This is a genomic window from Chryseobacterium sp. GM_Chr_2, assembly GCF_026540445.1.
GTDB lineage: Bacteria > Bacteroidota > Bacteroidia > Flavobacteriales > Weeksellaceae > Chryseobacterium.
On the sequence record NZ_JALNUD010000001.1, the window covers coordinates 289,209 to 304,043 of the forward strand.

13 protein-coding genes are annotated in these 14,835 nt (G+C 33.8%); 4 read left to right on the forward strand and 9 right to left on the reverse strand.

From position 1 onward, the window contains the following. Positions 1-2: 2 nt before the first annotated feature. From proC to OXQ85_RS01490, 9 genes are all read right to left on the reverse strand, one after another. Positions 3-806 carry a pyrroline-5-carboxylate reductase gene (gene proC, locus OXQ85_RS01450; protein WP_267401897.1) on the reverse strand — a complete coding sequence of 268 codons (804 nt, stop codon included), beginning with the start codon at positions 804-806 and terminating at the stop codon, positions 3-5. 120 nt (positions 807-926) lie between these two features. Continuing rightward, entirely contained in the window at positions 927-1,199 is a 273-nt protein-coding gene (locus OXQ85_RS01455) for a hypothetical protein (protein ID WP_267401898.1), read from the reverse strand. 308 nt (positions 1,200-1,507) lie between these two features. Beyond that, the gene (locus OXQ85_RS01460) at positions 1,508-2,656 is read right to left on the reverse strand and encodes a cytochrome c peroxidase (RefSeq protein ID WP_267401899.1); all 1,149 of its coding nucleotides are present in this window, start codon (positions 2,654-2,656) and stop codon (positions 1,508-1,510) included. Positions 2,657-2,659: 3 nt separating this feature from the next. After that, entirely contained in the window at positions 2,660-4,186 is a 1,527-nt protein-coding gene (locus tag OXQ85_RS01465) for a DUF6850 family outer membrane beta-barrel protein (protein ID WP_267401900.1), read from the reverse strand. Between the two features lie 30 nt (positions 4,187-4,216). Beyond that, complete coding sequence (locus tag OXQ85_RS01470; RefSeq protein ID WP_267401901.1) at positions 4,217-5,449, reverse strand: DUF4876 domain-containing protein; 1,233 nt, start codon at positions 5,447-5,449, stop codon at positions 4,217-4,219. A gap of 25 nt (positions 5,450-5,474) precedes the next feature. Next, positions 5,475-8,228, reverse strand: coding sequence for a TonB-dependent receptor (locus tag OXQ85_RS01475; RefSeq protein ID WP_267401902.1), 2,754 nt, complete (start codon positions 8,226-8,228; stop codon positions 5,475-5,477). A gap of 117 nt (positions 8,229-8,345) precedes the next feature. Beyond that, positions 8,346-9,359: a UDP-N-acetylmuramate dehydrogenase gene (gene murB, locus OXQ85_RS01480; RefSeq protein ID WP_267401903.1), complete on the reverse strand. Its 1,014-nt coding sequence runs from the start codon at positions 9,357-9,359 to the stop codon at positions 8,346-8,348. Between the two features lie 5 nt (positions 9,360-9,364). Beyond that, the gene (locus tag OXQ85_RS01485; protein ID WP_267401904.1) at positions 9,365-9,847 is read right to left on the reverse strand and encodes a hypothetical protein; all 483 of its coding nucleotides are present in this window, start codon (positions 9,845-9,847) and stop codon (positions 9,365-9,367) included. Between the two features lie 12 nt (positions 9,848-9,859). Further along, complete coding sequence (locus OXQ85_RS01490) at positions 9,860-11,065, reverse strand: pyridoxal phosphate-dependent aminotransferase (RefSeq protein ID WP_267401905.1); 1,206 nt, start codon at positions 11,063-11,065, stop codon at positions 9,860-9,862. Positions 11,066-11,336: 271 nt separating this feature from the next. On the opposite strand from OXQ85_RS01490, the gene OXQ85_RS01495 reads away from it, so the two are divergent. From OXQ85_RS01495 to OXQ85_RS01510, 4 genes are all read left to right on the forward strand, one after another. Further along, the gene (locus tag OXQ85_RS01495) at positions 11,337-13,067 is read left to right on the forward strand and encodes a T9SS type A sorting domain-containing protein (protein WP_267401906.1); all 1,731 of its coding nucleotides are present in this window, start codon (positions 11,337-11,339) and stop codon (positions 13,065-13,067) included. 134 nt (positions 13,068-13,201) lie between these two features. Continuing rightward, positions 13,202-13,657, forward strand: a complete 456-nt coding sequence (locus OXQ85_RS01500; protein ID WP_267401907.1) for a DUF1801 domain-containing protein — start codon at positions 13,202-13,204, stop codon at positions 13,655-13,657. Beyond that, on the forward strand, positions 13,635-14,282 hold the full coding sequence (locus OXQ85_RS01505; RefSeq protein WP_267401908.1) for a YiiX/YebB-like N1pC/P60 family cysteine hydrolase: 648 nt from the start codon (positions 13,635-13,637) through the stop codon (positions 14,280-14,282). Before OXQ85_RS01500 ends, OXQ85_RS01505 begins: the two co-directional genes overlap by 23 nt. Positions 14,283-14,442: 160 nt before the next feature. Continuing rightward, positions 14,443-14,754, forward strand: coding sequence for an NIL domain-containing protein (locus OXQ85_RS01510; protein ID WP_267401909.1), 312 nt, complete (start codon positions 14,443-14,445; stop codon positions 14,752-14,754). Positions 14,755-14,835 lie beyond the last annotated feature (81 nt).

Consider the following 14,835-nt stretch of genomic DNA (forward strand, 5'->3'; position numbering starts at 1 on the left):
AATTAGCCATTCAATTCTTTTGCACGTTTTTCTGCATTCAGAATTCCCTCTTTTAAAATATCTTTAAAATTATTTTCGTTAAAAGTTTTCAGAGCAGCTTCTGTTGTTCCGCCTTTTGATGCGACATCTTTAATTAATTCTTCTAAATTTTTATCCGAATTATTAATTAAATGATAAGCTCCTAACATTGTTTGTTTAACGAAAAGTTTAGACAAATTTTCATCAATTCCCATCTCAACGCCAGCTTTTATCATGGCATCAACGATGTAATAGAAATACGCAGGACCACTTCCGGAAAGCGCAGTGACTCCATCCAAAAGTTCTTCGTTTTCAAGATAAACAGATCTTCCGGTTGAGTTTAATAATCTTTCGATATTAATTAACTGACTGAAAGAAATGCCTTCTGCAGAAGTGTAACCAGTAATTCCCATTCCTAAAAGGGCTGGTGAATTGGGCATCGCTCTTACCACCAAAGGATGGTTTAATAATTTTTGAATTTTCTCGATTTTTATTCCTGCCATTATCGATAAAACCATCTGATTTTCCTTTAACTGAAACTTAAAATTTTCAGCAGCATATTGAAAATCCTGCGGTTTTACGGCAATGATAATTAAATCTGCATCCAATTCATCAACATCATCAAAAGTTGAGATCTTCGATTTGGGAAAATCTTCTGATATTTTGGAAAATCTGGATTCGTTTCTTGTAATTAAATGTAGGTTTTCAGGTTTTATCAATTCGTATTTCAAAAATGATTTTGAAAAAGATAACCCCATATTTCCGGCTCCGAGAATAACAATTTTCATATTGTGTTTGTATTGAAATAATTATTATAGTCTAAAAATAAAGAATATTATCGACTTTAAGGCATTAAATCAATGAACAATTAATAAAAATGTATGGAATTTTTCTGAATGTAGAAAAGATTAGTCAACCATATTCATAGCAACTTCTTCTTCGTTTTGAAGCTGTGGAATCTGGTTTTTAGGCATTACAATTACTTTAAATTCCGAATCGGAGCTGTACATTTTACAGCTTTCATCGATGAATGATGATGGCGATTTTTTGAATTCACTAACATATTGATCGTGTTCCTCTTTGTTTGCAGGAGTAATGATGCAATGGTAAAGTGATTGTGTGTAGTTGCTTGAGTCTTTCAGGAATTGCTTTTTGTGTCTTATTGCTTCGTTAAAAGTCATGTAAATTAGTTTGTGCAAAAATAACTAATTCATATGTAAGTACTTAGCTTAAGATGTTAAATTTCGGACAGAAAAGGACGTTGTAAAAATTTAAAAAATAAATGTTTACGCACAAATAAATAATAAAATTTCAAAGAAAATATTGAAAAGCTTTCAAAAATGATGAAAACTCATTCATTTTCTTTCAATGTTTAGTGAAATAATTTTATGTTAAAGTTTATAAAATTGCTTGTATTAAAGAGATTTTATAATCTAAAATTAATTTTCCAAGTTATTTTGTTCAACTATTTTTTAATGATAAATTTAAATTACTCAACTGGAAATTCAGGTCTTCTCATTTTGTATTTTGTACCCGAAAGTGCTTCCAAGAATGAAACTAATGCTGTCTTTTCTTCTTTTGTTAATTTTAAAGGTTTTAATAAAGGATCTGTAACCGGATATAATGGATCTTGTTGTTTTTGTTCGGCTGTTGGATCGATCATGTGCATTCCGCTGTTGTACATATTTACCAAACCTTCAAGGCTATCGAATAAACCATTATGCATCCAAGGCTGGGTAAGCATTAAATCTCTTAATTGAGGGGTTTTGAATTTACCTACATCTTCTGGCTTCTTGGTAATGACATAGAGTCCTAAATCTTCATATTTTCTCTTATAATACGTCATCCCGATATTGTGGAAAGACTCATCGGTAAGGTATTGTCCGCTGTGGCAGTTCATGCAACGGGCTTTTGTACGGAAAATATGCATCCCGTAAATTTCCTCATCGGTTAATGCATTATACTTTCCTTCCAAAAATCGATCAAACCGACTTGGTTGACTTTTAATTGTCTTCTGAAAATCTGCAATTGATTTTACAATTCGGTCGTAAGTTACTTTATCGTCTCCAAAAGCATTTTTGAAAAGTTGTTTGTAACCTTTTACTGCCTGAATTTTTGCAGGTAATGTTTTCACATCCATCGCCATTTCGTGATGTGCTCCCAAAGGTCCGGCTGCCTGCTCTTCAAGAGTTTTTGCCCTTCCGTCCCAGAAAAAAGAAGTTCTTTCGGAAATATTAAATAAAGACATCGTATTTCGGGCTCCTAAAAGATGATCGTTCCCTAAAGCCACACGCCTCCTGTCTGACCAGCCCATTTCCGGATCGTGGCATGAGCTGCATGAAATTTGATTGGATTTTGATAATTTAGGATCGAAAAACAGCATTTTCCCCAACATAACATTCGGTTTATCCTGTTCTTTGAAATAAGCGGAATCTATTTTTATGGGTGCAAATTCTTTCCATTCCACACCATAATCAATATTGGGTTTTGGCCATTCTGTGATCGCCTTTTTATAACTTTTTACAATGTCTTCAATCGTGGGATCCTGAATTTCCATTAAATCCCGATTCACTTTTGGTGTAAAACTTAATAAACTCAATAAGATAATTCCCGAAACCCAATATATTCCTCTTTTCATTTCCTAAAACGTTATCCCGATACTTGCGCCTACAAAATTATTATTTTTTTTCTGAATTTTTTGTGATTGATATTCCGCGTTTACAAAGAATGCCGGAAGTTTTTCAAGCTTAAAATCATATCTTAAAGAAGCTCCAAATGTAGAAATATCACTTGCCTGAAATTGATAATCCTGAAGAATCCATTCATTTACAGAAGCTGTACCTGTTGATGCTAAAGCGTTAATCGATTTATTCACCACTCTTTTAGAAAAATAAGGCTGGAATGTCAACACCTGATTTTCTTTGATCTGTTGTTTGTAATCGACATTTAATCCAAAATAAGAATATTCAAATTTTTGTCCTGCATCTGGATATAATCTTCGTTCTTTGATTTCTTCATACCTGTAAAAAGGAGTCAATGTAACGGAAAAATGATCCTGATTGTATTGGTAGAAACCTTTTATGGTTGTGATGTAATTTTCTTTACGATAAGCCTTTCGCTTGAAAATTTGCGTTATACTTGCCGTGTTCAGTGAATAACCGTATTCTGATCCGGTTTTAATAGAAGAAATAAAATTTCCTAAAAGACCAATACGATGTTTTTCATTAAAATTAAAAAATTTGGCGCCTTCCACCTGAAAATTTTCGTCTACCAAATCGGAAAGATCATAAAAAGTATTTCCTGAACCTTTGTAACTTTTAATATTATTGGCTCGTCCTACGCTTGCCTGAAGATAAAAATCTTTCCCGCCTTTATTGGAAATCTGTATGCCACCTTTCGCGCCTAACTCTTCATACGTGTAATTAGGATTGGTACCTCCATTGAAAAGACTGTTGGAAAAACCTAACCCCACCATCTGATAAACAAAAGGTCTTCCTAAGTCACTTTGAAAAACGATAGAAGCATTTTGTGTGTATTTGCTGAATTCTCCAAAAACTCCTACCTCGTATTCTCTAAATACATTATAATTAATCCCAGCATTAATTCTTAAATCTGAAGTGGTGCTTTGTAATCGAGGATCTCTTGAACGATAGCCTTGTTGAGCCAAATAACTTATTTGCCCAGCAACAGACCAACGGTTGAATTTTTGTAAATATCCTCCCGCGAATTGGTAACGTTCAATATTTAATTTTCCTCCAAGAGAATCTGCAGATGAATACGGAGCAACACGGTCATAATCTAATGTTTCGTTCCATTTAATGGCTCCTGTTTTTATACTTTGATAGTTTGCATTTCCCCAAACAAAACGATTGGGTTTTAACTTTTGAAAAGATTTTGCTTCTACAGTCAGGCCTTTGTCACTATCTCCAAATTGTTGGCGAAATATTTTTCTGTTTTCACTATGATAGCCCACTCCGAATTCTGAGAAGGAAGTAGAACTATAACCCGACATAGAAGCCGGATTATAGTAATAGTTTGCTTTTAAATTTCGCTCTATATTATATTGATTATTGATGGTCTTAAATAGAGTAAGACTGTCTTGAGCTTTAACGGAAAAAGTACCTAAGCTTAGCAATAATAAATAGAGAGATGTTTTTTTATGTAGCATAATGTATTGTAATAGAAATACCAAACAGGCTTAGTTTGGATGCGTAATACCATCTTTCAAGCTCGGTTGAGAATCTTTTATAAAATCTGTTGTAGAATTATTAGTATCAGAATAAGCAGGTAAGCCGTTAGCCAGTTTACCAATTACTTTACGTCTTACCGATTTTCCGTAACGTGTAGCATCATTATCTACTGTTCCGGCAGAAGTCCATCCTGCATCAATGCTTGCAGAAGTTAATGTATGAATGAATTTCGTAGGAATACTATTATTTTCACCATCCACAATCCATGAATTTGGGATAGCGTAAGCACTTTTCGAAGTTACAGTTCCGGCACTGTTAATATAACTATAATCATACTTATTATTTTGTAGGAAAGTTGTTTCATTTTCTCCTGCAGGGAAACGCGCAATTACATAACTTTCAAACCCTCTGTTGTGCAGGAAAAACATATTGTAAGTCATTTGGGTATAAATAACTTTAGCATTCGGAACCGAAGGGTTATCCACTTGTCCTAAAGCCGGATTTGTAGAAGGGAATTCAAAATTCGCATTGTGTAAATCGTATCCTGTACTTGTGTTTTCTTTATGGTTAATCGCATTGTCTGCAATTACGATGAAATCTCCTGGTTTTACTACATATTGATTTCCGGTTCCTGGTAAAACCATTACTCCTTTCACAGGAAATTTCTGAGTTACATCGTATGGAGTCGGATTTTTATCATCTGTGGTAAGGAATTCTGACTGACCAATGATTAAACCATCTGCATACAAATCTTTATCTGTATTATTCGTCAGTTTAAAATATCGTCCTGAATTATAGTTTTTGTTATCAGCAGTTTTAATTCCTGTAAAAAATACTTCTTCGATAATAAAATCATCATGATAGGATTTGAAATATAAAGGTACATTTACATTCGTAGCCAACGTTGTAATGTCTGCATTGGCAGAACCTCCTGCTCCAGCAACTTCTGTTACATTCGTGATTACCTGCCCGTTTACATAGATTTTATAAGATCCGTAAGGAACTTCTATAGAAATGGAGTTGGTATTTTGAATTTGTTTAGTAATAATTTTTCCAGTATTGATTTCTGTAATCTGGATGTCTAAAGTTTGATATGAATTGATATTCTCTCCGGAAAAAGATAATGTTAATACTCCGTTTTGAACAGTTTCTGCTCCAAAATCGTCGCTCGAGCATGAGGTCACAGTAAATGTAGTGGCCATCATTGCTGCTAAACTTAATAATAAAACTCTTTTTTTCATGTTATTTCCTTATTGTTATATATTATTAAAAATTGTAGTTTAATTCCATTCCGAAGTATGGCGTATTCGCTCTTCTTCTGTAAACCTTTACATTATTGAAAGTATACGGAGCGCTATAATTGAAAAGTCGGTTAACAAACAGAGAGGTTTTCAATGCTTTATAAATGCTTTTGGTTACTTTGATGTTTCCTGTCAACGTGAAAGTATACAAAGTAGGAAGGTTATCTGATGTAGAAACGTTTCTTACCAACCATTGCTTGTAAAGATCCGTTCTGTCGGCATCGGTGAAAGGATGAACCACACCATCTATTCCGTAATATGAAAGAGGCTCGGCAATTCGCTGATCGTTTTTTCTGTGATCAAACAAACTTCCCTGCACAGAGGCGGAAACAATTAAATCAAGACTTGGAATGTAAGTATCAATCAAAAAGTTGTAATTCATATTAGAATTCACATACCCATAATCGTTTTGATATATTCCGTAATAAGGATATGGATCTGTTCCTATGGAAACCGTTGGTTTATAGATTATAGGAATTGTATTTCTTAATTGGGTTTTAAAATAGGCTCCGGTAAGCGTAAATCTTGTATTAATCGCTTTAATCCTCGGAGATGTATAACCAAATTCAATCCCTTGTTTTAATGTCGCGCTACCATTTTCAGTTGTTTCATAAATTGCGAAATTATTTTTCATGGTGTAAGGTACATTCGTTAAATCCGGCCCGTTGGCTGTCCATTCATTAATATCAACCTGCGTAGCATCATATTGCTTATACGTATGTACAACAGAATTCTTCATTACACGAAAACCATTCGTCATATCTTCTTTAAAATAAGTGATGAAGAAATCATGATTTCTGTAACTTAAATCTAATCGGATTTCTTTTTTAACACTTTTTGCGGCCTCAATATCTTTATTTTCTCTTGGTTGAACGTAAGTCATAAAGTTTACATAACGATATTGTGCATTATTATGATAATAATTCAGCTGGGTGTAATCCCAATAATCTTTGTTGGGATAAAGCATCAATAAAGTCGGCTGCTTGTAAAACAAACCATATCCTAATGTGACATCCGTTTTTAAAGGAAAATTATTAATCATTAAATGAGGCAAACTATATTGTAAATTCAACCTTGGCTCGGTAAAAACCTTCTTGCTGATGGCGTAAGAATTATCGATTCCCAAGTTGTGCGAAAGCCTTACCCCTGCATATAAAGTAAACTTATGCTGGTTAATCGCGTAGCTCATTTGATCTCCTGCAAAAGCTGCTAATAAATTGGAAGCAGGAATATCGTTAAAAGATCTAGGTCGTGTTAAAACATTACTTGCAGAAGGCGGAGTAAGCATATCATACACCAATCCCGCTCCGTTATTTTTAGAATATCTCCAATCTATTCCGGCTTCATAATTGTGGATAATTCCTCCTGTTTTTTTAATTCCGTTGAGCTGGAAAAGAGCATTAATATCTAAAGGTTTTCCTTGCGTAGAAAAATCTGTAATGTATCGTAGCTGAGGAAAAAAACCTACATTTTCACCTTGTTCGTAAGCTAAAGAAAAAGAACGCGGGCCAGATAATTGAACAAGTTTTCTTTGTTCAATTTTTTCAAATCCGGCACGAATAGACGTGTTTAGAGTAACTTTATTAAAAAATGAAGTTTTGTCTAAATGATAAATAAAGTTATTTGCAAAACTTATCTTTTTATTGTTCGATTCGTAGGTGTCAATATTGGCAGTTCCGTTGTCTGGATCTTCCTTCTTTTTATCGATATTGGTCGAAAAATCAATATTTGATCTCCATTCTAATGTTTTTCCCAAAAGGGTTGAAATCTTCTTAGAACGAAGAGAAGCTGTAATACGTTGATAATTTTCAAAATCATCGGTTGGTGTTGCTTTTGAATCTAAAAAATCTACACTGGCACTTAATTGCCATTTATTGTTGATTTTAAAACCTTTCCCAACATAATATTGTTTACTGAAACCATCCGCTTTGAATCTTGCCTGAAGAGGTGTCTGCCCAATTTTACGTTCGATCTTAATTAATCCTGAAGTTAAATCTCCGTAAGAAGCTGATGGGATACCTCGAATAATCTCTACCTTTTCAATATCATTTGTAGAAATCGTTCGCATATCAACTCCGGAATAAGCAGTTTCTCTAGATCTTGGAGAATAGCCAAATTGAGAATTATCTATCGACATCTGCATATCAGCATTAGAATTAATGATATTGTCATCAACCATAAACTGTACGCCGAGTGAAGAAGTTTTATATTCGTTAGCCACTAAATCATTCGGGTTTTCACGAAGAAAAACTCTGTTTGTAGAATTTAAAACAGGCGCTTTTGATAATCCTCCAGGAATAAGTTCCATTAAGTCTGAAAAACTGGAAGGCTGCAAATGCTGCATGGCCTGCCTGTCGATCACCGATTTTGTGGTTAAACCTTTTCCTTCTTTTGAAAAAATTACCACTTCTTCCAATTTATCAATCGGCTGCAGACGGAATGTAAAAACCTGCTGATTTGTGGAGTTAAAATTGATCTCTCTTTCCTGATAATTCGTATGAATTATTTTGATACGGTGTTTTCCCGAAGGCAGATAAATGGTAATATTACCATTATTATCAGTCGTTAAAGTAGAGTTATCTATAGTTACAGTAGCACCTTCAAGCGCTTTATTGTTTTCGTCCTGAACGGTAATGTTCAGTTGCGATCTGTCTTCCTGAGCGTAAGCAAGTTGAGTTCCTCCCAACAATAAAACAGCAACTGATAAGTGTTTGATCATTCTTCTTTGTTCTAAATAAAAGCACTGCAAAAGTATAATTTTATTTAGAATAAATCAAAATAGTTGATAAAAATCAGAAAATACTTTGTGAAAAATTTACATAATATCTCTTAAAAATTATATAATATTCACCTCTCTTTCCAGCTCAATACCGTACTTTTCTTTTACGGAATTAATGATTTCAGTTGAAAAATCGAAGATTTCTTTTCCGGTGGCATTTCCGGTTGCGTTGATGATAACCAAAGCCTGTAATTTATGAGAAGCTACGTTTCCGATTTGCTTGCCTTTCCAGCCAGATTGCTCGATCAACCAGCCGGCAGGAACTTTTACGAAATCTCCATTCGGATAACCTTGAATGGTTGGGAATTTTTCTCGTAATTCTTCAAATTGACTTAAAGGAATTGTCGGATTTTTAAAGAAACTTCCTGCATTCCCGATTTCTTTTGGATCCGGAAGTTTGCTTTGCCTGATATTAATCACCGCTTTCGAAACATCCTGAATCGTCGGATTTTCAATTCCTAAATTTTCCAATTCAGATTTTATGGCACCATATTCGGTTTTGATATGATGATGTTCGGTGGTTAATTTAAAAGTAACTTCCAAAATCACATATCGCCCTTTTCCTTCCTGTTTGAAAATAGAATCTCTGTATCCGAATTTACATTCTTCAAGATTAAAATTTTTAACTTCAAGATTTTCAAGATCAAATACTTTGCAGCTAACAAAAACATCTTTAATTTCTGTTCCGTACGCGCCAATATTTTGCATTGGCGAAGTCCCTACATTTCCGGGAATTAATGAAAGATTTTCCAATCCCCCATAGTTTTTACTTAAACAGAATAGAACAAATTCATGCCAGTTTTCACCTGCTTTTGCAGTCAGCCAAACTTTGTTTTCACCGATAAACTCTTCAGTAATACCTTTTAAATTCAATTTAATAGCAAGTCCGTCAAAATTTTGAGTTAACAAAATATTACTTCCGCCGCCTAAAAATAGAAGAGGAAGATTTTGAGTTTTAGAGAAGTTAATTGCTTCTTTCAACTCATCTATATTTTGAACTTCGATGAAATATTTTGCATACGCTTCCACACCAAAAGTGTTGAAAGGCTGAAGTGAAAAATTTTCTTGCATTATTGTTATTTGTATTCTTTTGGAAGAATTTTATCTAGTTGAGATTTAAATTTTTCAAATTGCTTGTAATGAATGCTGTCATTATAAGAATTTACATACACATGGGATTTTTTTGAAGTTTTAATCTGGAAAGTTTCATCCATTCCATCTTGTGCCTGTATGCTTTCAGAACTTTTTATTTTGTCTAAAGTAGCGGTGTCAAAAGATGAGGTTAGATTTTTCCAGTCTTCATTGTTGATATTTGAAGCCCATTTTTGATGTTTTTGTGTGGCTGTGCTGCCTTGTTCTAATTTAATAGAATCTTTTGTAATTTTTACGGTTTTGTAATTTCCGCCTTTTCCGCCAACTTTTGAAAAACCCATAAAAGTAATTTCATTGGAAGTTTCTGCCTTTAGCGAAATTTCTTTTTTCTGTTCACAGGAAAAAAATATCAGCAATAAAAATGTCGGAAAAAGATTTTTCAAACTGAGATTTTTTATTGCTGACATGTATATTTTAAATTAAAGGTTGAATTCTAATTTATATTGCTTTAAAGCATCTTTCAAAATCGCAACGCTTCTTCTTAAATCTTCTTCTTTAAGAACATATGCAATTCTTACCTGCTTTTTACCCAGTTCAGGATCGCTGTAAAATCCTCCTGCAGGGGCAACCATAATGGTTTCATTATTATTGGTGTAGCTTTCCAACAACCATTGTGCGAATTTTTCAGTATCATCTACCGGAAGTTCGGCAACACAATAGAAAGCGCCTTTTGGTTTAGGGCAAATAACGCCTGGAATGGCATTTAATTCATCCACCAAAACATTTCTTCTGTGTGTATATTCTTCTCTTACGGCTCTGATATAAGCACCATCATTCTGGTGAGCTGCCGTTGCTGCAATTTGTCCTAAAAGTACCGGACTTAATCTTGCCTGAGCAAAAAGCATTGCCGCATCGTGGATTTTTTTAGAACGAGTGATTAAACATCCGATTCTTACGCCACACATAGAGTAACGTTTTGATTCTGAATCGATAATGATGCAATTTTCGCTTAGTTCAGGAAACGCAAGCATAGAGATCTGCTGTTTCCCATCATATACATATTCTCTGTACACTTCATCAGAAATAACTACGATATCATATTTTAAAGCAATTTCTGCTAATTTCTGAAGCTCTTCACGTGTGTAAAGATATCCTGTCGGGTTTCCTGGATTACAAATTACAATTGCTCTTGTTTTTGCAGTAATTTTTTTCTCAAATTCTTCAATCGGAGGAAGTGCAAAACCTGTTTCAATCGTAGAAGGAACGGCTACAACGTTTACATTGAAAGTACTTGTAAATCCGTTATAATTCGCATAATAAGGTTCAGGAATAATCACCTCATCACCATCATCACATAACGTGGAAATGGCAAAATTCAAAGCCTCAGAACCTCCGTTGGTTACAATGAAATTATCTGGTGTAAGATCTGTAAAATCTAAAGAATGATAATATTCTGTAAGTGCTTTTCTGTATTCTATATTTCCTTCAGAAAGAGCGTATTCCAATACTTTTAAATCAATATTTTTTAAAGCATTAAGTGCCGTTTCCGGAGTTTCAATATCTGGTTGCCCGATATTAAGGTGATATACTTTCATTCCTTTTTGCTTTGCTTTGATAGCGAAAGGAACCAGTTTTCTTACCGGCGATGGCGGCATGTGTTGTGCTCTGTTTGAAATATTCGGCATTGTTCAAAAATTTGTATGACAAAAATAAGATTTAATTTCTCAATAAGAAAATATTAGACCAGATGTGTAAAATTGATGGTATGATTGGTGAAATATTTATTTTGGCTTTAATTTTTATTAATTAATGTTAATTGATACCATTTTACCATTCGTTAATTCTTTAATTTTTAATGTAAAATTTGAATCATTTTTAATTTTGTTTATTGAATTTTTAATAAAAATATTTTTGTATTGTTTTTTTACTAAATTTACATCAATAATATTAGGTAATATGAAATTAAATCTATTTTTTGGAGTTGCTAATATTGCGGCTCTTTTTTGTGCATCAATTCTTTCGGCACAAAACTTTCAAACCATGCCTGTACAATCTGGTTATACTGCAGATGTAATTGCAAACGGTGTAGGTTCATCTTCTATTAGTACATCTACGGATGTTGACGGTGTTTCTTTTGCTTTTGTAGCGAGAGGTTTTCAAGCTACGGCAACTAATACGCCTATTACGTATGGTATTCCTTCAGACGGTATCATTAATTCTGTTGTAGCAAGTACACCGGGTTTAAGTTTTCAGATGGGAGATCTGAGTGCGAATAATTCCTTAAGATTATCTACTATAGGACAATCAGGAACATTGAATTTTACAACACCAAAGCCTGCTTTTAAGCTATATATGCTTTCCACAAGCGGTAGTGGGGCATCAAGTGTGGACATTGTGGTTAATTTTACAGATGGAACTTCACAAACATTTTCTAACCAAGCAGTATCTGATTGGTATTATGGTGCCAACTTTGCGATTCAGGGAATTGGAAGGATTAATAGAGGAAATGATGTGTTGGAATCCAGCACAACCGAGCCTAGGTTATATCAGGCTGCATTAAATATTGATGCCGCAAACCAAACAAAACCTATTCAAAGTGTTGCCATTACTAAAGTTGGGACTGGAACAGGAATTTCAAACATTTTTGCATTCTCAGCCGATGTATATTCAGATTGCGTAGCGCCAACGTTACAACCTGTAGCTTCTATTACCTCTAGTTCTGCTCAGGTTTCGTGGACGGCTAATTCAGCAACAGCAGTAAGTTATGATATTTATTACAGTACAACCAATACGGCTCCGGCAATGGGCGCGGCAGCTACTATTTCAGGAGTTGTGGGTACTTCAAGAGTTTTAGATAATTTAAATGCTAATACAAACTACTATTATTGGGTAAGAAGTAATTGCAGCCCGGGAACAAGCCAAAGTTCTTGGTCTTTTTCAGGAACCTTCAAAACTGCTTGTGGAGCAGTATCTTCATTATTTGAAAATTTTGAATCATATAATACAGGATCCATAGTTCCTACTTGTTGGAATAGAATAGCTGGAACAGGTTCTCAGACCATTACAGCTACAAGCCCGGCATCTGGTATTAGAAATATTTATCAATACACCTTAGCTTCGGCTACTCCAACATATGTTGTGCTTCCTGAATTTAGTAATATTAGCTCAGGTGGAAATCAGTTAAGGTTTAAAGCAAGAGTAAGCAGCGGAGCTCCGGGATCACTTATTGTAGGATATGTAACAAATGCTACAGATGCTAGTACATTCGTTGCCTTGCAAACTTTATCTATTGCTAATACATCTTATGCGTCCAATTCAGAATATACAGTGCAAGTTCCTTCATCTGTTCCTTTTGGTGCAAGATTGGCAATCAGAAGTGCCAACGATGGTAAATCTTATTATTGGGATGATATTTATTGGGAAGCTTCTCAGCTGGCAACGTCTGAAGTAAATGCGAATAAGAAAAATTTGGCAATTCACCCGAATCCATTCAAAGATGTGTTGTACATTTCTGAAATTGATAAAGTGACTTCAGTTACCATTAATGATGTAACAGGAAGAACGGTAAGAACAATTGATAATCCTTCAAAAGAAATTGATTTAAGATTCTTAAATTCAGGATTGTATTTAGTAACCTTGAAATTCAAAGACGGATCTCAATTGACAACAAAAGCAATTAAACAATAATTTTTAGTTTTATATAAACTTCTATCAGAACAGTTACATGCAATTTGTAACTGTTTTTTTTATTTAAATCGAATATTTTGAATCATTATTAATGATAAATTTTGTTATTTTGAAAAGTTTAAAATTCATTTAAAATGCAAATTCCGGCAACATCAGTAGAAGATTATATTTCCAAGATTCCTGAAGAAAGACAGGAAGTTTTTGGGAAATTTTTCAACACGATTAATGATAATTTACCGAAAGGTTTTCAGGAAAATATCAGCTATGGGATGATTGGCTGGGCGGTTCCTTTAGAAGTTTACCCAGCAGGTTATCATTGCACGCCGGGTTCACCGCTTCCTTTTATGGCGCTGGCTTCTCAGAAAAATTTCATTGCGTTTTATCACATGGGAATGTATGCAAAACCCGATCTGCTGGATTGGTTTGTTGCCGAATTTCCAAAATATTCCAAAAGAAAATTAGATATGGGGAAATCTTGTGTTCGGTTCAAAAAAATGGATGATATTCCTTTTGAATTAATTGCGGAAGTGTGTAAAAGAATGACGATTGAAGATTGGATTAAATGTTATGAAAGTACTATTAAAAAGTAAAATATTTCTGATTTTATCAATTATCTCTTGCTTTTTTCTTTTCGGATGTAAAGCAAATGTATATTCAGATTTGAAAAACGGAGATTTATTATTTGTCACCGCCAAACAAAGTGGACTTTCAGGAGCAATTAATAATGTAACCCAAAAGCAGAAAAATGTTTCCTTTGATCATGTCGGAATTTTAGAAAAAAATAAAGAAGGTATTTTCGTTCTTCATGCGGCTCCAAAAGGAGGTTCTCAAAAACAAAACTTGCTGGATTTTCTGAAAGATCAAGCCAATGACGGACAAAGAGTCGTTATTTATCGTTTGAAACCGGAATATCAAGAGACAATTCCTCAAGCGATTCAAAAAGCGGAAACAATGTTGGGAAAACCTTACAACTTCAATTATATTTTAGATGAAAATTCCTATTACTGTTCAGATTATATTGAAAGGGCTTTTCGACAAGATCATATTTTTAAATTGGAACCAATGACGTTCATTGATCCAAAAACCGGAAAAACAAACGAATTTTGGGAGGAATTTTACCACAAGAAAAATCTTAAAGTGCCTGAAGGTGAGTTAGGTTGCAATCCAAATGGTTTGGCAGCTTCGGATAAATTAAATAGAATAAAAGAGTTATAAAAACGAAGAGAGGTTGATAAACTTCTCTTTTTTTATGTTAAAATTAAAAATTATTAGTCTACTAATTTGGTGGACTAATAATTTTTTATATTTTTGTCAAAGATTTGAGACTTAGTAATACTTAAATCAACGATGTTTAACCAAAAAATAATGTTTAGTTATGATTACACCTAATCCAAACCTGCAGTATTTACAAACGAAAGTAAACCTGCCGAAAAAAGAATTGATCTTGGAAATAGAGTTGAATGGGAAGATGAAATTCGAACATTTGATGAATACTATTTACAATAAATTCGGGATATGTCACAGAGTGTTGTCGGCTAATGTGGAATATGTAAACGGAAATAGTTTTGGTTCGGTACAGTTATATATTAATGTAAACTCAGATGATTTTCAAAAATTAGAATATTATCTGGAAAACAATAAACTTTTGAGTACTACGGTAGAATATCTCTGTAGAAAATACTCTTAAGCGAGATTCATATAGTTTTAATTACGAAAAGGATGTTCATTTTGAGCATCCTTTTGTTTGTGTTATAGAAAAAAGACTTAT

Coding starts and splice junctions, on each gene's coding strand:
- proC (WP_267401897.1), bottom strand. CDS start 806: ATGAAAATTGTTATTCTCGGAGCCGGAAATATGGGGTTATCTTTTTCA.
- OXQ85_RS01455 (WP_267401898.1), bottom strand. CDS start 1,199: ATGACTTTTAACGAAGCAATAAGACACAAAAAGCAATTCCTGAAAGAC.
- OXQ85_RS01460 (WP_267401899.1), bottom strand. CDS start 2,656: ATGAAAAGAGGAATATATTGGGTTTCGGGAATTATCTTATTGAGTTTA.
- OXQ85_RS01465 (WP_267401900.1), bottom strand. CDS start 4,186: ATGCTACATAAAAAAACATCTCTCTATTTATTATTGCTAAGCTTAGGT.
- OXQ85_RS01470 (WP_267401901.1), bottom strand. CDS start 5,449: ATGAAAAAAAGAGTTTTATTATTAAGTTTAGCAGCAATGATGGCCACT.
- OXQ85_RS01475 (WP_267401902.1), bottom strand. CDS start 8,228: ATGATCAAACACTTATCAGTTGCTGTTTTATTGTTGGGAGGAACTCAA.
- murB (WP_267401903.1), bottom strand. CDS start 9,359: ATGCAAGAAAATTTTTCACTTCAGCCTTTCAACACTTTTGGTGTGGAA.
- OXQ85_RS01485 (WP_267401904.1), bottom strand. CDS start 9,847: ATGTCAGCAATAAAAAATCTCAGTTTGAAAAATCTTTTTCCGACATTT.
- OXQ85_RS01490 (WP_267401905.1), bottom strand. CDS start 11,065: ATGCCGAATATTTCAAACAGAGCACAACACATGCCGCCATCGCCGGTA.
- OXQ85_RS01495 (WP_267401906.1), top strand. CDS start 11,337: ATGAAATTAAATCTATTTTTTGGAGTTGCTAATATTGCGGCTCTTTTT.
- OXQ85_RS01500 (WP_267401907.1), top strand. CDS start 13,202: ATGCAAATTCCGGCAACATCAGTAGAAGATTATATTTCCAAGATTCCT.
- OXQ85_RS01505 (WP_267401908.1), top strand. CDS start 13,635: ATGAAAGTACTATTAAAAAGTAAAATATTTCTGATTTTATCAATTATC.
- OXQ85_RS01510 (WP_267401909.1), top strand. CDS start 14,443: ATGATTACACCTAATCCAAACCTGCAGTATTTACAAACGAAAGTAAAC.